Here is an 18,548-nt window from a genome sequence, read left to right on the forward strand (position 1 = left end):
TCCGAGGCGCCCGCAGGCTGGACTGAACCGGCTGCCGCCTGGGAGCTCAGTGTCAGAGGTGCGATGCCGGCCCGCAACGTCCGAGGTGCGTGGCCGCCTGGCCGCAACGTCCGATGCGCTCCTGGCCGGCCCGCCGAGCCCGAGGTGCGATGCCGGCCCGCCGCGTCCGAGGTGCGATGCCGGCCCGCCGCGTCCGAGGTGCGCTGTCGTGCGTCCGGTGCGTTGCCGGTCGACCCCCGTCCGATGCGTTGCCGGTCGGCCCGTCGCGTCCGAGGCGCCGCAGGCCCGTGGCCACGACACTCGCCAGGGGGCGACCGCGCGACGTCAGCCCGCTGGCACTGACATCCGACCACCCGCGTGCCGACTGCTCAGATCGGTTCGCGCCCAGCCCCGTGCCCGTGCCATCTGCGGGCTCGGATCAGATCCAGCCGTGCTCGCGGGCGATCGCGCTCGCCTCGTGGCGGTTCCGCGCACCGAGCTTCGTCACCGCCGCCGACAGGTAGTTCCGGGTCGTCCCCTCGCTCAGGTGTGCTCGACGGGCGATCTCCGAGACGTCCGCACCGTCGACCGAGAACTCGAGGACATCGGCTTCGCGGGCGGTCAGCGGTGAGTCTCCGACCGTGAGCGCGTCGGTGGCGAGCTCGGGGTCGATCGCCCGCCCGCCCGAGGCGAGTGTGCGGATCGCGGCCGCGAGGTCGCCGGCCTGGGCGGTCTTCGGCATGAAGCCGCGCGCCCCGACCTCGAGCGCCCGTTTGAGGTAGCCCGGCCGTCCGTGGCTCGTGACGATGAGGATCGCCGTGTCCGGGTGGTCGCGGCGGATCGCCTGCGCGGTCTCGATCCCGTCGAGGCCGGGCATCTGGAGGTCGAGGAGCGCGACGTCGACCGGGGCGCTGCGCGCCAGCGCGACCGCCTCGTCGCCCGTGGCCGCCTGCGCGAGGACGGTGATGTCGTCCTCGAGATCGAGCATCGTCGCGAGCGCGGAGCGGATGAGGTGCTCGTCGTCGGCGATGAGCACGGTGATCGCGGAGGTCCTGGGGGTGCTGTCGGTCATGTCGGGTCCTGGTGGTGGGATGCGGTCGGGTCGGTCGCGGTCGGATGCGGTGCGCCGGAGTCGGCGTCGTGGGTGCCGGGCACATCCGGTACATCCGGCACCCTGTCGGCGGCCCCGTGCGGAGCGGGTGCTCCTGTTCTCGGCGCGGAGCCGGTGAACTCGACGACGAGGCGGAAGCCGTTCCCGGAGTGCGCCGTGCGGAGGCGCCCGCCGACGGCGGCGACGCGCTCGCGCAGCCCAGTGAGTCCGGTGCCGTCGGCAACGGGTGTCTGCGAGGCCGGATCCCGAGTGGCGTGCTCATCCTCGGGCGCGCGCTCCGCGTCTGCGGCTGCGTCGCGGATCTCGAGGCGGTCGGGTGCGAATGCGATGGTCGCCGTGCGCGCCTGCGAGTGGCGCAGGATGTTCGTCACCGCCTCCCGGATCACCCAGGCGGCGGCCTCGTGGAGGTGCACGGGCATGACATCCGGGTCGCCGACGACCTCGACGTCGATCGCTGCCGACTCGAGCAGGCGGCGGGCGCCGGCGAGCTCGGCACGGACATCGATCGACCGGTAGCCGCGCACGAGCGCCCGGATCTCCGCGAGCGATTCGACGGCGACGTGTCGGACGGTGCGCGCGGATTCTGCGGCACGGGAGTCGGCCCCCGCCTCGCGCTCGGCGAGGACGGCGATGAGCTCGGACTGCACGGCGATCTGGGACATGCGCCGGCCGAGCACGTCGTGGAGGTCGCGGGAGAAGCGGAGGCGCTCCTCGGCCACGGCGAGCCGGGATTCGGTGCCCCGTGCGCGGTCGAGGTCGGTGAGCACGCGGCGCAGCCAGATCACCGGCCACAGCGACAGCCACAGGATCACGCCGACCCCGGCGAGCAGGGCGGCGAGCGCGAGGGCGGTCTCCCACTGCCCAGCGGCTGCATCCGTGTGCGCGTCCGGTCCGCCGAACACGCCCTCACCGTGGAACCAGGACAGGACGAGGGACAGAGCAGCCGGCAGCCCGGCGGATACGAACAGAGCGCTGCGCGGGGTGAGCCTCGGGACGAGAGTGATGATCACCGACACGGCCGGGACGAACGCGAGCCGCTGGATCTCCGCGAGCTCGGGTTGCAGGGAGAGCACGATGATCGTCGCGGTGGCGACCGAGACGACGATGCCGCACACAGCGATCGCGAGAGGCCACCGATGTGAGGTGAATCGTTCGCCGAGGCCGTGGGGCTCGACCTGTCCGGCGATGCGGACGCCGCCTCGGGTGCCGCCGTCGTGCCTGGTGTGGGAGTGCTCGCCGGGAGCTGTACCTCCTCGGGCACCTGCATCGCCGCCGGGACCTGCATCGCCTTCGTTTCCCGCACCGTTCCCGTGGCCGGCGGCGCGGATTCCGGAGACGAAGGCCGGGAGGCCGAGGACGATGGCGACGGTGAAGGCCACCGTGGCGAGGGTCGCCGTCGGGCTCCAGCCCATGTCGGCGAGGGTCGTCACCGCGATGACGAGCGGGATGAACGGCATGAGGACCATCGACCCGTCGATGAGGGAGAGCGCGCGGCGCACCTCGGCGGGGCCGACGCGTCGCGCATGCGAAGGCTCACCGGCCGAGGTGCCTCCGGTGCGGCGGGAGGCACCTCGGCCGGGTGCGGGGGTCGACTGCATCATCGGGTCCATTCTTCCGGATGAGGAGAGCTGCGGGGTGCCGGCGAGCGGCGTGGGTCGGGCAGCGGCAGTCCGCCGGGTGCGGAACGGCCGCCCGGAGTGCTGGGGTGCGTGCGGGCGAGCGGGCGTTCGCTGGTAACGGGGACGTCTGCCTGCGACGGGGTGCTTGTCTGCGGCGGAGCGTTCGCCGGCGACGGGCGCCTTCTGGTTGCCGACCGCCTGCGGGGTGCGGGACTGGCCACCAGGGTGCGGGGCAGTCGCGCGGTGCGAGGGAGCCGTGACATGCGGCGGGGCGGGCCGCCGAGGACCGGGAAGGCCGCCGAGGCGAGGTCGCCGCCGTGCCGAGGTATCTCGCGTCCTCAGCCCCGGGGCGACCAGCGGAAGCGCTTCTCGACCGCATTCACGCCGATCCAGCACCACGCCGCGAGGACGAGCGCGGGCAGCCAAGCCTCGGTGATCGCCCCGAAGGCATCGACGCGGGCGCCGTCGTCGGTGATGCCGAGCCAGGCGAGTGAGGTGAGCTCGACCAGCGCGGCGGACGGGACGACGGAGAGCAGGCCCTGGACGAACTGTGGGAGGAAGTCGAGCGGGATGGCCGCGCCGGAGGCGAGGATGCACACGGAGACGATCGGCAGGGTGGTGATCTGAGCGGCCTCGACGTTCTTGGTGAAGGTCGTCGTGATGAGGGCGAGGCCGATGAATGCGCCGACGGCCAGGACCACGGCGACGACGAGCAGCGGCGCGTTGACCGGCGCCGGGAGGTCGAGGACGAGAGCGCCAATCGCGCACATGAGCGCCGTCTGGACGAGCGCGAGGACCACTGCGGGTGCCGCGGTCGAGGCGAGCACGAGGGGCTGCGGGACGGTGCCGGCGCGCAGGCGCTCGAGCACGAGCTCCTCGCGGCGCGCCACGTAGGAGCAGGTGAGGTTGTAGTAGACGACGAACAGGAGGAGGAAGACCATCATGGTGCCGGTCGCCGCGGCCGCTCCCGCGCCCTCGAGGAGGCCCTCGTTCTTGAGCGGGAGCATGAGCAAGGGAACGCCGAGCGGGAGCGCGAGTGCGGTGAAGAGCTGGATGCGGTTGCGCAGGAGGAGGACGAACTCGGCGCGGACGAGGGAGCCGAAGCGGCGCAGCAGCGGGGTCGGCGTGGACGCCTCGTGCGGGGTGATGGGGCGAACGTCGTGGACATGATGACTCCTGGAGTGGTGGGCGGACAGGCGGCGGAGCGTGATTCGGCGATGCCGAGGAAGACCTGCTCGAGGTCGGCCTCCTGGGCGCGCAGGCCGCGCAGCTCGATCCGCTCGCGGTCGGCCCAGGTGAGGAGCGTGTGGAGGTCGGCCTGGAGGTCGGTCGTGCTCACGGTCAGCGTGGGGTGACCGGACCCTGCCCGGCCGGCGGGCGCCTCGGCGACGGTGCCGGACAGCGGCAGCGTGCGCACTTCGGACGCGGTGGGAGCAGTCCCGTCTGCGGAGGAGACAGTGCTGTCTGCGGCGATCGGTTCGAAGGCGATCGTGGCGGGGTTCGAGGCGAGGATCTGGGACACGGTGCCGTGCTCGACGACAGCGCCCTCGTGCATGATCGCGAGGGTGTCGCAGAGGCGTTCGGCCTCGTCCATGTAGTGCGTGGTGAGGATGAGGGTGGCGCCGGCGTCGCGGAGCGCGGCGATGAGCTTCCACGCGGCGTGGCGGCTCTCGGGGTCGAGGCCGGTCGTCGGCTCGTCGAGGAAGAGGACCGCGGGCCGTCCCATGACTGCGAGGGCGAGGTTGTGGATGTGATGGCTTGGTGGCGGGTTTCTGTGATTGCTCAGTGGCGGTGCAGGCGCGGTCAGGTGCCGGCCGTGGTGCGGCGCAGCTCGCGGTAGATGGTGGTGCGGGAGACGCTGAACAGCTCGGCGAGCTCGGCTTGGGTGTGTTCGCCGGCCGTGTGCAACGTCAGCAGGTGCTTGCGCTGAGAGGGCGAGAGCTTGGGCTTCTTGCCTTTGAGTTTGCCCTTGACGCCTGTGACCGAGTGTTCAGTTCGCGCTGTATAGTTCACTGCATGCTGACTATTGCTTCGCGTCTCGACGTGATGAACCGCCTGGGTCGTGCACTGGCCGACCCCACTCGATCCCGGATCATCTTGACCCTGCTCGACCATCCCGCTTACCCGGCGGAACTGGCCCGAGATCTGGACCTGACACGCCCGAACGTGTCCAACCACCTGGCATGCCTGCGCGATTGCGGGATCGTCGTCTCCGAGCCCGAGGGTCGTCGGACACGATATGAGATCGCCGATTCGCACCTGGCGCAGGCGCTGACGGCACTGGTCGATGCCACCCTGGCAGTGGACGAAGACGCCCCGTGCATCGATCCCGCCTGCTCGCTTCCCGGATGCGACGCAGCTGGGGAGGGCGCATGATCCTCACCTCGGTCTTGCAGGCGATGGGCCTGTTCGCAGCGACCAACATCGACGACATCATCGTGCTCTCCCTCTTCTTCGCGCGAGGGGCAAGCCAGCGCGGCACTACCGCCCGCATTCTGGCCGGCCAGTACCTCGGATTCGCCGGCATCCTCGGTGCCGCGGTCCTGGTGACCATCGGCGCCGGAGCATTCCTGCCCTCGGCAGCCATCCCGTACTTCGGTCTCATCCCTCTGGGCCTCGGCCTCTGGGCCGCATGGCAGGCCTGGCGCGGAGACGATGACGACGATGACGACGAGGCCAAGGTTGCCGGCAAGAAGGTCGGCGTGTGGACAGTCGCAGGCGTCACCCTTGCCAACGGCGGCGACAACATCGGCGTCTACACCCCTGTCTTCCTCAGCGTGGAACCTCTCGCAGTAGTCGCCTACTGCATCGTCTTCCTCGCGCTCGTCGCGGTCCTGGTGGCCCTGGCAAAGTTCGTCGCCACCCGCCCCCCGATCGCCGAAGTTCTCGAACGCTGGGAGCACATCCTCTTCCCCATCGTTCTCATCGGCCTCGGCATCGTGATCCTTGTCAGCGGCGGAGCCTTCGGACTCTGACGTAGCGGCAGCGATCCAAACGGCCCCGACCGGGCGCACCCCTCTCGGTCCAGACCGCGACACCTACCTGCAGCCAGTCCTGCGTGATCGCGGCAACAAGACCGCCACAGAGCGCTGCAAAAACCCCGCCACCAAGCGAACGAAGCCACAGGCGAGGTCGAGCCGGCGTCGCTCGCCGCCGGAGAGCGCTTTGACCGGGCGGTCGGCCCGCTCGCCGAGGTCGACGAGGTCGAGCGCATCGTCGACGGTGAGCGGCCGGGTAAGGGTGCCGTGCCACATCCTGGCGGTCTCGCGGACGGTGAGCTCGTGAGGGAAGCCGCCCTCCTGCATCATGATGCCGATCATCGGGCGGAGGCGGGCGCGATCGGTGAGCGGGTTCATGCCGAGGACCTCGACCGTGCCCGAGGCGGCCGGAGCGAGCCCCTCGATGACCTCGAGCGCGGAGGTCTTGCCGGCGCCGTTGGTGCCGAGGAGGCCGAACACCGAACCGGCGGGCACCTCGAAGGAGATCGCGTCGACCGCGGTGAAGGTGCCGTAGGTGCGGGTGAGGTTCTCGACGCGGATCACCGGTGCTGCGGAGTCGCGTGATGATGTCCGGGCGGTCTGCCGGTGTGAGGTGGGTGCGGTGATGGGCTGGGAGGAGAGTGGCTTGTTCATGTCCTCCACTCTTCCGGCCGGGCGGTGGCCGCGGCAGTGCGCAGCTCCATCGATCCGGGATGACAGATGTCATACGGGCGGAGCTGGGTGGCCCGGGTGTGGCAGACGAGGGCTGGGCAGCCCGGGTGCGGTATCCGGGGGCTGGGTAGTTCGGCCGCGACACGAGAGGTGGAGCCAGCGGGTTCTGGCGGCCGGATGCCAGGTGCGGAGCGGTCCGACTGCGACGGGGTCGGGGGCGGTCCATTGCCAGAGCGATTGTCATGCCGCTCGAGTCCGCTGGCGGGCATACTGGATTCATGTCGACTGATATCGAGATCGCGTCCCGTGCAGAGCTCAAGCCGATCGCGGAGATCGCAGCGTCGATCGGGCTGGCCTACGACGACATCGTTCCCCACGGCCACCATGCGGCGAAGGTGCCGCTCAGCGTGCTCGCGGCCGGTCCGGCAGCGCCCGCGGCGTCACCGTCGCCTTCAGATGCGGAATCCGCCTCGGGGATCTCCGGGGCCGAGGCGCCTGCTGACCACACCCGGACGGCCGGTGCCGCACCCGGACCCGGCAGGCTCGTCCTCGTCACGGCCATGAGCCCGACGCCGGCGGGCGAGGGCAAGACGACGACGAGCATCGGGCTCGCCGACGCGTTCGGTCACGTCGCGCGGGAGGACGGCTGGGATCTCTCCGACGGCCGGGCGCCGGCGGTGCTCGCGCTGCGTGAGCCGAGCCTCGGCCCGGTGTTCGGGATGAAGGGCGGGGCGGCCGGCGGCGGCTGGGCGCAGGTGCTGCCGATGGAGGACATCAACCTCCACTTCACCGGTGATTTCGCCGCGATCGCGCTCGCGAACAATCTTGCGTGCACCATGCTCGACAACCACATGCACTTCGGCAATGAGCTCGACATCGACCCGCGCCGGATCCTCATCCGCCGGGTGGTCGATCTCAACGACCGCTCACTGCGCCAGGTCGTGATCGGGCTCGGCGGCTACAACGGCGGGATCCCGCGTGAGGATGCCTTCGACATCGTCGTCGCGAGCGAGGTCATGGCGATCTTCTGCCTGGCGACCTCGCTCGACGACCTCAAGGAGCGCCTGGGCCGCATCGTCGTCGCCCGGACCCGTGCGAAGAAGGCCGTCACCGTCGACGACCTCGGCGCGGCCGGGGCGATGACCGCTCTGCTGCGCAACGCGCTGCGGCCCAACCTCGTGCAGACGATCGAGCACACGCCCGCCTTCATCCACGGCGGACCCTTCGCGAACATCGCCCATGGCTGCAACAGCGTGCTCGCCACGGCCGCCGCTCGCCGGTTCGGCCACTGGGCGGTCACCGAGGCCGGGTTCGGCGCGGACCTCGGCGCGGAGAAGTTCCTCGACATCACCATGCGGGCGATGGACTCGTGGCCGGACGCGGCTGTGCTCGTGGCGACCGTGCGCGCTCTCAAGTACCACGGAGGGGTGGCGCGCGCCGACCTCGAGCGCGAGGATCTGACCGCGCTGGAGGCGGGCATGCCGAACCTCCGTCAGCACGTGAAGAACCTGCGCGAGGTGTTCGGCGTACCCACCGTGGTGAGCATCAACCGCTTCCCCAGCGACACCGATGCCGAGATCGACCGGCTCATTGAGCTGCTCGCCGCCGAGGGGGTCGCGGCAGTGCCGGCGACGCACTGGGCCGACGGCGGCGCGGGCGCGATCGACCTGGCGCGAGCCGTCATGGGCGCCGTCGATGCGGCCGACTCGGAAGGCGCTCCGGCCGAGCCCCGGTACGCCTACGACCTCGACGGTTCGCTCGCGGAGAAGATCGAGTCGATCGCGGTTCGCACCTACGGTGCCGCCGGCATCGACATCCCGGCCGCAGTGCGGAAGAAGCTCGACATGTTCACCGAGGAGGGCTTCGGCGGGCTGCCCGTGTGCATCGCGAAGACGCAGTATTCGTTCTCGACGGATGCCGCGCAACTGGGCGCGCCGACCGGTCACACGCTCACGGTGCGCGATGTGCGGCTGTCCGCGGGTGCAGGTTTCGTCGTCGTCATCTGTGGCGAGATCATGACGATGCCGGGGCTGCCGCGCAACCCGGCAGCGCTGAAGATCGATGTTGACGAGGGCGGGCGGATCACCGGACTGTTCTGACGGCGCTCTGCTGTCCTCACCGATGACGCTCTGCTGTCCTCACCGACGACCCCAGTTGTCCTCACCGATTACGATGTCGACATGAACGCGCAGAGACGGAATCCGCTGGGATGCCTGTTGGCCTGCGGGGCCGTGGTCGTAGGCGGGATCATCGTGCTCCTCGTCGGGGTCGTCATCTGGATCATGCTGGGGTCGTCGCCGATGTTCGACGACTCCGAGGATCCGCGGTTCGACAACCCGGTCACGTTCGACCCGGGAGGCGACGCAGGCGAGGACGGCGAATCCGACGATGATTCCGCGGACGATGATTCCGATGGCGACGGTTCCGGTGGTGAGGACGCCGAGGACAGCGGCCAGGACACCGGGGATGGTGAGCAGGACACCGGGGGCGGCGACTCCGATGGCGAGGACGACAACGGATAACCTGCTCGCGGCGGCGCGTGTTCTCATGAAACTTCGCAGAACGGCACTTCGTCTGTCGGCGAAAGAACCGCGTGTGTTCGAACAATGAACGATGGCCGACGACGAATGGATGTGCTGCGCCTCAGATCGACGGCGGGTTCTTCCAGACTTCTGTCATATTGAAGGACTGCAGGTGTTTCCGCACGCGCTCCGCGAATTTCGGAGCGCCTGCAGCTTCATACCGTTCAGGGAAGTGGGGCAGCTCTTTCCCTGTCTCCTTCGCCTGTTTGACATGGAATCCAAGATTATTGAGGAGCGCCTTCGAGACCCTTTCCGGCATCGAGTCATCGCATAGAACCAAGAAATCATCAGCGCTGTACAGCTCGTAGCACGAACGATGAGGATCCGGGCGCAGTGCTCGCTTATCGTCGCTGACGAGGTAGTCGACCTCGCCATGCTCCGCGGCCGCGTCGAGATGAGCATCGTTCGGATCCCGGATCTCTGCGTGACCGGCAATCGAGTAGCCAGTGATCGCTGCAGTTCCGAACGCACCGATGAGTTTGCGCCTGAGTCCGCCGATCTGCTGTTCGTTCCAGTCAGGATGATCACGCCGCAGCCGATACACCAACTCCGCCATGATGTCCTCGGTCCACATCGGCTGAAAAGCATTGCACATGCTCAAATGCACCATGGTGTCTCGGAGCAGACGAGACATGAGGATGTTGGTGTCGAACAGCACACGTTGCATCTGGAAACGTTAACAGCTTTAAGATAGTCCAGACATTCAGAGGGGCTCGTTGAGCTCTTCCTCGAGTTCCATGAGCTCCTTGGCCGCCTGAATGCGCCGCTGGTGCATTCGCTGCTTGAAATCCTGCACATCTGCCGTGTGCAATCGTGTGTGCGTTCCGACCTTGTGCGAGGCCAGCTCGCCCTCTTTGAGCTTGCGCATCAGCGTCGGTCGAGAGATTCCGAGAATCTGAGCGGCGGTTGTCGTCGTGATGACCTCGGGTAATCGCCCCACTCGAACTTCGGCACCGTCTGCGACCGCGGCAAGCACTTTGTCGATGAGTTCGACGACTTCATCGGGCAGGGCCGTGTCGCTCAGCGACCAGGCTACGTGCGATTCCGTACGTGCTCGGACGGCGCGCACGACCTGGTCCTCGACGCTCTGGTCGACGACGATCTCATTGCGGGTGCGCGAATCGATGCTTCCTGCCATGGCACCTCCTTAGTTCTTCCATAACTGTACATGCCGTACGGTTATAAGTGAAAATGGCGCCGTTGCGTCACCGTGTGCTCGAACCTTTGACTCGTGCGCAACTGTTCACGGCTCGTCGCCGAACCCCGGTCACGAGCCGTCGTCGAACAGGGGCAGTTGGACATCGTCCAGCTGAGCGCGGAACTTCGAGTGGTGGATCGGGTGCTGCAGCGGATCGATGTCCGGCGGCGGGATCCACGCCGGCAGGCCGCGGGCCATGACCGACTCCCAGCCGTAGCGTTCGTGCCAATGGTGGTGGAACGTGCACACCTGGGTGAGGTTCGACAGGTCGGTCGCCCCCTACGCGCGCGTCCACATCGACCGGATCTCCCTGGGCGGGGAGCGCTTCCGGCTCGACGGCCGGATCTACAGCCGCCACTCGGAGCTCGAGCGCGCGGTGCTCGTGCTCACCGGGCGCGTGACCGGCACCCGGCTGCGCGTTCCCGCGGTCCTCACCCCCGACCTCGCCGGGGCGCGCGGGGCGTTCGGCCTGCGCCGCTGGACCGTCACCGCGCAGGCACCGCTCGACACGCTGTTCGACGACCCGGAGCTCGTCGACGACACCTTCGACGCCTGGCTCGAGTCCAAGGTCGCCGGGGCCGCGGAGGTCCACCGCTCCCGGGTGGGCCGCAACCGGTACCTCGTACGGCTGCGCGCGCGACCGGGCGAGGCGTGGATCGGGCAGCGCCGCGTGTCGATCGTGCCGTACTTCACCGTCAAGGCCCGCAACCTGTCCTTCACCGTCGAGGTGTTCGACCGCCAGGCGTTCGCAGCACTCCGCCAGCCCGCCCGGCGCCCGGATGCGGGCGAGGCGCGCCCGGTCTGGCTCGTCGGGGAGATGCCGTTCCGCGCGCAGGACACCGGGCTCGCCTTCTTCCGGCACGTCGCCGACACCCACCCGGAGATCGACGTCCGCTACGTCATCGACCCGCGCTCGCCCGAGCGGGCCAACCTCGCCGGCTACGAGGACCGGATCGTCGACCACCGTTCCGCCGAGCACGTCCGGCTCACGCTCGCCGCGGAGCGAATCATCGGCTCCCACCACCCCGACTACCTCTACCCGAGCAGGCGCCCCGACTTCGTCCGCCGGATCAGCGCGGTGCGCGTGTTCCTCCAGCACGGGGTGATGGGGATGAAGTGGATGACACCGACCTACGGGCGCTCCGCCCCGGGCTTCGACACCGACCTCTTCATCGCGAGCTCCGAGCGGGAGAAGCGGATGCTCGTCGAGGACTTCGGGTACGCTCCGGACGACATCGCGGTGACCGGGCTGTCGCGCTTCGACACCCTGTTCGACGACTCGCTGCCGGTCCGTCCGCAGCAGGTGCTCATCCTCCCCACCTGGCGCGACTGGCTCACCTCTCCCGAGGCCGTGAGCGCCTCGGAGTTCACCGCCGCATGGCGCTCCCTGCTGTCCTCACCCCGGCTCGCCGAGCTCAGGGAGCGCTACGGGCTCGACATCGTGTTCGGCCTGCACCCGAACATGCGGCAGTTCATCGGCGAGTTCGCGGACCTGCCGGTGCGGGTGTTCGTCCAGGGCGAGGTGCGGGTCCAGGACCTGCTCCGGCAGAGCGGGATGATGATCACCGACTACTCGAGCGCCGGCCTCGACTTCAGCTTCCTCCACCGCACGCTCGTCTACTACCAGTTCGACCGCGAGCGGTTCTTCCGCGGCACCCGCTCGCACTTCGACCTCGAGACCGAGCTCCCGGGCCCGGTCCGCTTCGACGAGTCCGCGGTGCTCGACGAAATCGAGCGCCACTACGAATCCGGCGGGGTCACCGACCCGGAGTACATCGCCCGCGCCGACGCGCTCGTCGCCCACCGGGACCGCGGCAGCTCGGAGCGGATCGTCGACGCGGTGCGCGCCGCCACCCGGACGCGGACCCCGCTCGACCTCGTCCACCACGAGGCCGTGCAGGCCGGCTGGCGTCGGATCCGGCGCAGCCGCGCCTACTTCCCGCTCATGCGGCGGATGTTCCGGCTGGCCCGGCGGCTGCCCGCCGACGACGCGCTCATCGTGTTCGAGAGCGAGGTCGGCCGGCAGTACGCGGACAGCCCGCGCGCGATCCACGAGGAGCTCGTGCGGCGCGGCGACACCCGCCGCAAGGTGTGGATCCACCGCGGCCCGATCCCCGTCACCGATGCGCACACGACCGTCGTCGAACGCCTGTCCCCGGCGTACTTCTGGCACCTCGCCCGCGCCCGCTACTGGGTCAACAACCAGAACTTCCCCTTCTACATCACCCGTCGCAGGAACGGCGTCTACCTGCAGACCTGGCACGGCACCCCGCTCAAGCGCATGCAGCACGACCTCGACGCGGTCGTCGGCCGCGACGAGGGCTACCTGTCACGGGTGAGCCGGGCGACCGCACAGTGGACGCACCTCGTGTCCCCGAGCCCGTACGCGAGCGCCGCGTTCGCCTCCGCGTTCCGGCACCGCGCCGAGGTGCTCGAGCTCGGCTATCCGCGCAACGACGTGCTCCGCGCGCCCGACCGGGACGCGATCCGGGCCTCGGTGCGCGAGCGCCTGGGCATCCCGGAGGACCGGACCGTCGTGCTCTACGCGCCGACTTTCCGGGACGACGCGAACGTCGGTGGCAACCGCTTCGACTTCGCCCTCGCCCTCGAGCTCGACCCGGCCCGGTTCGCCGCGGATCTCGGCGCGGAGTTCACGCTGCTCCTGCGGATGCACGTCGTCGTGCGGCACGCCGCGGAGATCCCCGAGGACGCCGCCGAGGCGGTGCTCGACGTGTCCTCCTACCCCGACATCCAGGAGCTGTTCCTCGCCGCGGACGTCCTCGTCACCGACTACTCCTCGGTGTTCTTCGACTACGCGATCCTGCGCCGGCCGATGGTGTTCTACGCCTACGACCTCGAGCGCTACCGCGACGACCTGCGCGGCTTCTACCTCGACTACGAGGCCGAGGTGCCCGGTCCGGTGGTGCGGACTGAGGACGAGCTCTACGCCGCGCTGCGCCGGATCGGCGCGGAGCTCGCGGCCGGGGGCGGGGAATCGGCGGCGCGCGCGGCGGAGTTCGCGCGGCGCTTCGCACCCCACGACGACGGCCGGGCCGCCGCCCGGGTGGTCGACGCGGCGTTCGGCGCGGTGCCGCCCGCCGTCGAGGCCGTCCCCGAGGACACGGTCCCGGAGGAGGCGCCGGCCGAACCGGCGGGCGACGCCGCGCCGTCCGATGCCGCGCTGTCCGACGCGTCGGTCGCCGGGGCCGAGGAGCCCGCCGCCGGCGAGGAGTGATCCGCGCGGTCCGGGAGGGCCTGAGACGACGCCGCAGGGGAGTGCGCGCAGGGCGGGATCGAGCAGGGACGACAGGATCCCGGGCCGGCGAGGTGCCGGTCCCGGGATCCTGTCTCGGTCGTGGTGCGGACCTGCGGGTCCGCACGACGGGGTTGATCGGAGGGTGGTCGATCAGAACGCGGGGATGACCTCGCCCTTGGGCCAGGTCTCCTCGATGAAGGTCCGCACCGAGTCGTCGTGGGCGATCTCGTTGAGCTTCTGGATCGCCTCGTTCTCCTCGTCCCCGGCGCGCACCACGAGCACGTTCTGGTACGGGTTGCCCTCCGGGGTCTCGACGAGCAGGCCGTCGTCCTTCGAGGACAGCCCGGCGTTGAGCGCGTTGTTGCCGTTGATCACCGAGGCGTCGGTGTCGGCGAGAGTGCGGGCGAGCTGCGCGGCCTCGGCCTCGACGAACTCGAGGTTCTGCGGGTTCTCCGCGACGTCGTGGATCGTCGCGGTGATCGGGTCGACGCCGTCGGCCAGCCCGATGAGCCCGTTGTCGGCGAGCAGCTTGAGCGCGCGGCCCTGGTTCGCCGGGTCGTTGTTGATGCCGATCGTCGCGCCGTCGGGCAGCTCCGCGACGTCGGTGTGCTTCTCCGAATAGAGCGCGAACGGCTCGATGTGGAGGCCCTGCTCGAAGTTGTACAGGTCGTAGCCCTGCCCCTCGCGCTCGGAGTCGAGGAACGGCAGGTGCTGGAAGTAGTTCGCGTCGAGCTCGCCGTCGACGAGCGCCCGGTTGGGAAGCGAGTAGTCGGTGAACTCCTTGATCTCGAGGTCGAGGCCGGCGTCGGCGGCGAGGTTCTCGTCGATGTAGCGCCAGATGTCGCCGTGCGGGGTGACCGAGGTGCCGATGGTCAGCGTTGTGACGCCGTTCGACTCGGTGCCGACCTCGTCGGAGCCGCCGCCGGTGAGGCCGCAGCCTGTGAGGGCGAGGACGGTGGTCGCGGCGAGTGCTGCGTAGGTGAGCTTCATGGGTCTCCTTGGATGAGGACGGGGTGGATGAGGACGGTGGAGCGGGAGGACGGTGCGCCTCAGCGGTGGTCGACGAGGCGCGCCAGGCGGTCGCCGATGAGCTGGATCAGCCCGACGAAGGCGACGAGCAGGACGACGCAGGCGAGCATGACGTCGGCTTGGTAGCGGTTGTAGCCGTAGGAGATCGCGAGGTCGCCCAGGCCGCCGCCGCCCACTGCACCGGCCATCGCGGTGTAGTTGACGAGAGCGACGGCGGTCACCGTGGCGCCGCTGATGAGTCCCGGGAGCGCCTCGGGGACGAGCACCTGGCGGATGATCTGCCCGCGCGAGGCGCCCATCATCTGCGCGGCCTCGACCTTGCCGCCGGCGACCTCGTGGAGGGAGATCTCGACGAGCCGGGCGTAGAACGGGATCGCGCTGATGGTGAGCGCGACGACCGCGGCCTGCCAGCCGAGCGCGGTGCCGACGACGAACCGGGTGAACGGGATGAGCGCGATGATGAGGACGATGAAGGGGATCGAGCGCCCGATGTTGACGATCGTCGACAGCACCTGGTGGAGGACGGCGTTCGGGGCGAGCGAGTGCTTCGTGGTGACGAACAGCCAGATGCCCAGGGGCAGGCCGATGAGGATCGCGATCGCGGTCGACCATGCGGTCATCGCGATCGTCTCGCCGAGCGAGGGCAGGAGCTCGACGGTGATGGCGGGGTTGTCGAACCAGGTGGGCGTGTTCATCGGGTCACCTCCGCGTGGATGCCGGCGGCGTCGAGGTCGGCGACGAGAGCGCGGGCGGCGCCGGGGTCGCCCACGGTGAAGCGGAGCCGGCTCACCGGGGAGCCGGTGATCGTCTCGATGGCCCCGGAGTCGATGTGCGCGTCGGCCGAATGCCGGTCGACGATGTCGAGCAGCCGGCGCAACGGCACGTCGGTGAGGAGCACCTCGATCGCGGTGCCCTCGCCCGCGCCGCCCGGAGGCAGCGGGAGGAGCTCGCGCCCGAGGGGGGAGTCGGTGTCCCGGATGACGTCGAGAAGGGTGCCGGTGCGGGCGATCCGGCCGTTCTCCAGCAGGGTTACCGAATCGCAGACCTCGCGCACCACCGACATCTCGTGGGTGATGATGAGAACGGTGATCCCCAGGCGCTCGCGGAGCGAGCGGATGAGCTCGAGGATCTGCCGGGTGGTGCCGGAGTCGAGCGCCGAGGTCGGCTCGTCGCACAGCAGGATGCGGGGATCGGCGGCGAGCGCTCGGGCGATCCCGACGCGCTGCTGCTGACCGCCGGAGAGCTGGGCGGGGTGGTTGCCCGCCCGGTCGGCCAGGCCGACGAGCTCGAGGAGCTCCTGGGCGCGGGCGCGGCGCTCGCGCTTGCCCGTCCCGGCGATCTCGAGCGGATGCTCGACATTGCCGAGCGCGGTGCGCGAATCGAGGAGGTTCGCGTGCTGGAACACCATGCCGATGTTCCGGCGGGCGCGGCGGAGCTCTTCGCCGCGGCGGCCGCTGATCTCGACGCCGTCGATGGTGACCGTGCCGGCGGTGGGCCGCTCCAGGCCGGTGAGGCACCGGATGAGGGTCGACTTGCCGGCGCCGGAGCGGCCGACGATGCCGTGGATCTCGCCGGCGGGCACGGACAGGTCGATGTCCTCGAGTGCCACGACGCCGGCGAACTCCTTGCGCAGGCTGCGCAGTTCGATCACGGGGTTCTCCTGGGTCAGGTGTCGGGGTGGTCCGTGTGCCGCGTCCGTGTCGGCCCGGTGGGGGCAGGCGCCGCGAGGCGGGGACCGTCGTCCATGATGCGCCGCACGTGGGGGAGGCGAGGACCGGAATGACACGGAACGACGCATTCGGGGGCGAACGTCGGCTAGATCACACCGATGCCAGCGACCGAGATGGGTTGACACGGGTCGGCCGGTCGGTCCCGGCGCGTCCGGACGCGGTACCGTGGAGACCTATGCAGGATGAAGAGGCCCGGAGCGCCGCTGAGGACTTGGCGGACACGGCTGGACGCAATGCCGCACGCTTCGGCCGATGGCGTCGCCTGCTCACCGAGATCCTCCAGTTCCTCGCAGTCGGCGGTGCTGCCTATCTCGTCGACGTGGGGCTCTCGAACCTCCTGGTCTACGGCTTCCTCGGATTCCCCGCCGTGCTCCACGACGGGCCGCTCAAGGCGAAGATCGTCTCCACGGTTGTGTCCGTCGGCGTCGCCTGGATCGGCAACAAATTCTGGACCTATGGCAAGCGGAGCACGGGTTCGTCGACGACCGGCCTGTGGTCGTTCCTCGTCGTCAACGCGCTCGGCATGGTCATCGTCATCGCACCGCTGGGCCTCACCTGGTACGTCCTCGGGCTGCGCGACCCCATCAGCTACAACATCTCGACGAACATCGTGGGCATCGGGCTGGCAATGGTGTTCCGGTTCTGGGCCTACCGCACCTTCGTCTTCCGCGATCGCCCACGGGTGGAGAAGCTCGATCTCGACACCAGCGCGGGCGTCGAGGCGCACTCTCACTGACCAGGGCTCTGCGGAGTCGGTGGCGGCCCGTGCAGTACGGAGCATGTCCGGCCTGCGGTGTCCGGAACGCGGCTTCTTCGACTAAGAGGTCCGCGAGCTCCCTGTGACTTCGGTTACGATTAGCCGAATATCGGTGCATGGCGATCAGGCACATGCCCGCCCCACCGAACTGCGGGCTCGTAACCCGCCGCGAGGAGATCTCATGCAGCGGTAGCTCGTCATCCCCCTGCTCATCACAGGCCTGGTGTTCGCGCCAGCCACCGCATCCGCGGCGACGGGCCTGCCGGAACTCGGCAGCACCGATCCCGGCGAACGCGGTACCCCTGAGGCCCCGGCCGAATCGGCCCCTCCGGAGAGCGGGTCGTCCTCGGAACCCTCGCCGGGTGCAGGCCCGCAGGAGGCGGAGGCCCGCACGGATTCTCGGGCCGTCGACGGCGATGACTCCTCGGTCATCGAACTCGACGGCGACGCCGGGGGAGGGGCGGGCGAAGACTCCGTCACCGTGATGGGAGCGGTGTGGGACGGTGCGCACACCCCGGATTCCATCAGCTACCGTACGCAGGACCCCGAAGGTGCGTGGAGTTCATGGGAGCAGTTCGAGGTAAGCGATGGTGCCGGCCCCGATGCCGGCACTTCGGAGTCCGGCGGCGCCACCGCCGGCACGGAACCGGTCGTGGTCGCCGAGGGCGTAGCCGTGGAGGTGAAGGTCGATGGTCCGGCCGACGCGGAGGTGAGCGTCGAGACCGTGACCACTCCCACCACGGGCGCAGACGAACAGATCGCGCAGAATTCGTCCTTCACCGGCGGAGCTTGGGACACCGGGATGGGTCTTGTGCCACGCAGTGAAGCTGCTGCCGCGGTGGTCGACAGCGATGCGCACCGCTTCGGCGCCGCCACGGTCGCGGTCAACGCCGGCCTGACATATGTCTCCCGTGCTGAATGGGGTGCGAACGAGAGCCTCAAGAAGTGCCGACCGGACACGACGTCCACGAACCGGGCGATGGTCGTGCACCACACCGCGGGTGCGACGAGCTATACCCGTGCTCAGGTGCCCGGCATCCTGCGCGGAATCCTGACTTACCACACGCAGAGCCGCGGCTGGTGCGACATGGGGTACAACATGCTCGTCGACCGCTACGGCACGATCTACGAGGGCCGATCCGGCGGGCTCGACCGGGCCGTCGTGGGAGCGCACGCCTCCGGCTTCAACTCCGGGACATTCGGGGTGTCGGTCATGGGCACCTACTCGTCGCCCGCTCCTGGGGCGGTAGTGAACGCCCTCGGCAGGGTCGGCGCATGGCAGGCGAACAAGTGGGGATGGGACCCGACCAGCCGGGTGACCCTGACCTCGGGAGGCAGCGACACCTCACGCTATCCGGCAGGTCGGAAGGTCACGCTGCCGCGGATCTTCGGTCATCGCGATACCTCCCATACGTCCTGCCCGGGTAACGGCCTCTACGGCCAGCTCCGCCAGGTGCGCACCAAGTCCCTTGCCGGGTTCACCCCGCCGACGAACGCCTCGGCCATCACGAAGTTCTACTACGCCAACACTGCGAAGACCGGCTCCCCGACCACGCACGAGCGGTGCGGCCTGAAGAACAAGGGGTGCTAACGGAAGTTCCAGAATGGCTCCGTCCACTGGAGCTCTGTATCAGGTG

The 18,548-nt window shown here is 69.5% G+C and carries 18 protein-coding genes and 1 pseudogene; 7 read left to right on the forward strand and 12 right to left on the reverse strand.

Features of this window, described 5'->3' with window-relative positions:
* Nucleotides 1-418: 418 nt before the first annotated feature.
* The 5 genes and pseudogenes from FDF13_RS06625 to FDF13_RS06640 all read right to left on the reverse strand — a co-directional run.
* Nucleotides 419-1,051, reverse strand: coding sequence for a DNA-binding response regulator (locus tag FDF13_RS06625; RefSeq protein WP_137318976.1), 633 nt, complete (start codon nucleotides 1,049-1,051; stop codon nucleotides 419-421).
* On the reverse strand, nucleotides 1,048-2,691 hold the full coding sequence (locus FDF13_RS06630; protein WP_137318977.1) for a sensor histidine kinase: 1,644 nt from the start codon (nucleotides 2,689-2,691) through the stop codon (nucleotides 1,048-1,050). The genes FDF13_RS06625 and FDF13_RS06630 overlap by 4 nt, the downstream gene beginning before the upstream one ends.
* A gap of 356 nt (nucleotides 2,692-3,047) precedes the next feature.
* Nucleotides 3,048-3,764, reverse strand: coding sequence for an ABC transporter permease (locus tag FDF13_RS14735; protein WP_254668962.1), 717 nt, complete (start codon nucleotides 3,762-3,764; stop codon nucleotides 3,048-3,050).
* Nucleotides 3,650-4,435, reverse strand: a complete 786-nt coding sequence (locus FDF13_RS06635) for an AAA family ATPase (RefSeq protein WP_137318978.1) — start codon at nucleotides 4,433-4,435, stop codon at nucleotides 3,650-3,652. The genes FDF13_RS14735 and FDF13_RS06635 overlap by 115 nt, the downstream gene beginning before the upstream one ends.
* 77 nt (nucleotides 4,436-4,512) lie before the next feature.
* Nucleotides 4,513-4,680 (reverse strand): annotated as a pseudogene (locus FDF13_RS06640) (helix-turn-helix domain-containing protein); the annotation flags it as partial.
* A gap of 45 nt (nucleotides 4,681-4,725) precedes the next feature.
* Between FDF13_RS06640 and FDF13_RS06645 the strand changes: the two are divergent.
* Both FDF13_RS06645 and FDF13_RS06650 read left to right on the forward strand, forming a co-directional pair.
* A complete protein-coding gene (locus tag FDF13_RS06645; RefSeq protein ID WP_006590980.1) occupies nucleotides 4,726-5,085 on the forward strand; it encodes a helix-turn-helix transcriptional regulator in 360 nt (119 codons plus the stop codon).
* Complete coding sequence (locus FDF13_RS06650; protein WP_137318979.1) at nucleotides 5,082-5,684, forward strand: cadmium resistance transporter; 603 nt, start codon at nucleotides 5,082-5,084, stop codon at nucleotides 5,682-5,684. Before FDF13_RS06645 ends, FDF13_RS06650 begins: the two co-directional genes overlap by 4 nt.
* 63 nt (nucleotides 5,685-5,747) lie before the next feature.
* Here the strand turns inward: FDF13_RS06650 and FDF13_RS06655 are convergent, their stop codons facing one another.
* Nucleotides 5,748-6,341 carry an ATP-binding cassette domain-containing protein gene (locus FDF13_RS06655; protein ID WP_137318980.1) on the reverse strand — a complete coding sequence of 198 codons (594 nt, stop codon included), beginning with the start codon at nucleotides 6,339-6,341 and terminating at the stop codon, nucleotides 5,748-5,750.
* A 296-nt stretch (nucleotides 6,342-6,637) separates the two neighbouring features.
* Here FDF13_RS06655 and FDF13_RS06660 point away from each other — a divergent pair, with 296 nt between their 5' ends.
* Nucleotides 6,638-8,458, forward strand: a complete 1,821-nt coding sequence (locus tag FDF13_RS06660) for a formate--tetrahydrofolate ligase (RefSeq protein ID WP_137318981.1) — start codon at nucleotides 6,638-6,640, stop codon at nucleotides 8,456-8,458.
* Between the two features lie 81 nt (nucleotides 8,459-8,539).
* Complete coding sequence (locus FDF13_RS06665) at nucleotides 8,540-8,881, forward strand: hypothetical protein (RefSeq protein WP_137318982.1); 342 nt, start codon at nucleotides 8,540-8,542, stop codon at nucleotides 8,879-8,881.
* 121 nt (nucleotides 8,882-9,002) lie between these two features.
* Here FDF13_RS06665 and FDF13_RS06670 read toward each other — a convergent pair whose 3' ends face one another.
* From FDF13_RS06670 to FDF13_RS06680, 3 genes are all read right to left on the reverse strand, one after another.
* Complete coding sequence (locus FDF13_RS06670) at nucleotides 9,003-9,608, reverse strand: PIN domain-containing protein (protein WP_137318983.1); 606 nt, start codon at nucleotides 9,606-9,608, stop codon at nucleotides 9,003-9,005.
* 36 nt (nucleotides 9,609-9,644) lie between these two features.
* Complete coding sequence (locus FDF13_RS06675) at nucleotides 9,645-10,079, reverse strand: excisionase family DNA-binding protein (protein ID WP_137318984.1); 435 nt, start codon at nucleotides 10,077-10,079, stop codon at nucleotides 9,645-9,647.
* 129 nt (nucleotides 10,080-10,208) lie between these two features.
* Nucleotides 10,209-10,388: a hypothetical protein gene (locus FDF13_RS06680; protein WP_137318985.1), complete on the reverse strand. Its 180-nt coding sequence runs from the start codon at nucleotides 10,386-10,388 to the stop codon at nucleotides 10,209-10,211.
* On the opposite strand from FDF13_RS06680, the gene FDF13_RS06685 reads away from it, so the two are divergent.
* Entirely contained in the window at nucleotides 10,381-13,374 is a 2,994-nt protein-coding gene (locus tag FDF13_RS06685; RefSeq protein WP_254668941.1) for a CDP-glycerol glycerophosphotransferase family protein, read from the forward strand. The two genes, FDF13_RS06680 and FDF13_RS06685, sit on opposite strands and share 8 nt — an antisense overlap.
* A 171-nt stretch (nucleotides 13,375-13,545) precedes the next feature.
* Here FDF13_RS06685 and FDF13_RS06690 read toward each other — a convergent pair whose 3' ends face one another.
* The 3 genes from FDF13_RS06690 to FDF13_RS06700 are packed head-to-tail and all read right to left on the reverse strand — an operon-like array spanning nucleotide 13,546 to nucleotide 16,075.
* Nucleotides 13,546-14,385, reverse strand: coding sequence for a MetQ/NlpA family ABC transporter substrate-binding protein (locus FDF13_RS06690; protein ID WP_137318986.1), 840 nt, complete (start codon nucleotides 14,383-14,385; stop codon nucleotides 13,546-13,548).
* 59 nt (nucleotides 14,386-14,444) lie between these two features.
* Complete coding sequence (locus FDF13_RS06695; RefSeq protein WP_137318987.1) at nucleotides 14,445-15,119, reverse strand: methionine ABC transporter permease; 675 nt, start codon at nucleotides 15,117-15,119, stop codon at nucleotides 14,445-14,447.
* On the reverse strand, nucleotides 15,116-16,075 hold the full coding sequence (locus FDF13_RS06700; protein WP_137318988.1) for a methionine ABC transporter ATP-binding protein: 960 nt from the start codon (nucleotides 16,073-16,075) through the stop codon (nucleotides 15,116-15,118). Before FDF13_RS06700 ends, FDF13_RS06695 begins: the two co-directional genes overlap by 4 nt.
* Before the next feature lie 254 nt (nucleotides 16,076-16,329).
* Here FDF13_RS06700 and FDF13_RS06705 point away from each other — a divergent pair, with 254 nt between their 5' ends.
* Nucleotides 16,330-16,890: a GtrA family protein gene (locus FDF13_RS06705; protein WP_137318989.1), complete on the forward strand. Its 561-nt coding sequence runs from the start codon at nucleotides 16,330-16,332 to the stop codon at nucleotides 16,888-16,890.
* 244 nt (nucleotides 16,891-17,134) lie between these two features.
* Entirely contained in the window at nucleotides 17,135-18,502 is a 1,368-nt protein-coding gene (locus FDF13_RS06710; RefSeq protein ID WP_137318990.1) for an N-acetylmuramoyl-L-alanine amidase, read from the forward strand.
* The last annotated feature ends 46 nt before the right edge of the window (nucleotides 18,503-18,548 follow it).

The organism is Brevibacterium sp. CS2 (assembly GCF_005280295.1).
GTDB lineage: Bacteria > Actinomycetota > Actinomycetes > Actinomycetales > Brevibacteriaceae > Brevibacterium > Brevibacterium pityocampae.

What these genes read in the sequence shown, in the direction of transcription:
- FDF13_RS06625 (WP_137318976.1), bottom strand. Translation starts at nt 1,051, where the DNA reads ATGACCGACAGCACCCCCAGGACCTCCGCGATCACCGTGCTCATCGCC.
- FDF13_RS06630 (WP_137318977.1), bottom strand. Translation starts at nt 2,691, where the DNA reads ATGATGCAGTCGACCCCCGCACCCGGCCGAGGTGCCTCCCGCCGCACC.
- FDF13_RS06635 (WP_137318978.1), bottom strand. Translation starts at nt 4,435, where the DNA reads ATGGGACGGCCCGCGGTCCTCTTCCTCGACGAGCCGACGACCGGCCTC.
- FDF13_RS06645 (WP_006590980.1), top strand. Translation starts at nt 4,726, where the DNA reads ATGCTGACTATTGCTTCGCGTCTCGACGTGATGAACCGCCTGGGTCGT.
- FDF13_RS06650 (WP_137318979.1), top strand. Translation starts at nt 5,082, where the DNA reads ATGATCCTCACCTCGGTCTTGCAGGCGATGGGCCTGTTCGCAGCGACC.
- FDF13_RS06655 (WP_137318980.1), bottom strand. Translation starts at nt 6,341, where the DNA reads ATGAACAAGCCACTCTCCTCCCAGCCCATCACCGCACCCACCTCACAC.
- FDF13_RS06660 (WP_137318981.1), top strand. Translation starts at nt 6,638, where the DNA reads ATGTCGACTGATATCGAGATCGCGTCCCGTGCAGAGCTCAAGCCGATC.
- FDF13_RS06665 (WP_137318982.1), top strand. Translation starts at nt 8,540, where the DNA reads ATGAACGCGCAGAGACGGAATCCGCTGGGATGCCTGTTGGCCTGCGGG.
- FDF13_RS06670 (WP_137318983.1), bottom strand. Translation starts at nt 9,608, where the DNA reads ATGCAACGTGTGCTGTTCGACACCAACATCCTCATGTCTCGTCTGCTC.
- FDF13_RS06675 (WP_137318984.1), bottom strand. Translation starts at nt 10,079, where the DNA reads ATGGCAGGAAGCATCGATTCGCGCACCCGCAATGAGATCGTCGTCGAC.
- FDF13_RS06690 (WP_137318986.1), bottom strand. Translation starts at nt 14,385, where the DNA reads ATGAAGCTCACCTACGCAGCACTCGCCGCGACCACCGTCCTCGCCCTC.
- FDF13_RS06695 (WP_137318987.1), bottom strand. Translation starts at nt 15,119, where the DNA reads ATGAACACGCCCACCTGGTTCGACAACCCCGCCATCACCGTCGAGCTC.
- FDF13_RS06705 (WP_137318989.1), top strand. Translation starts at nt 16,330, where the DNA reads ATGCAGGATGAAGAGGCCCGGAGCGCCGCTGAGGACTTGGCGGACACG.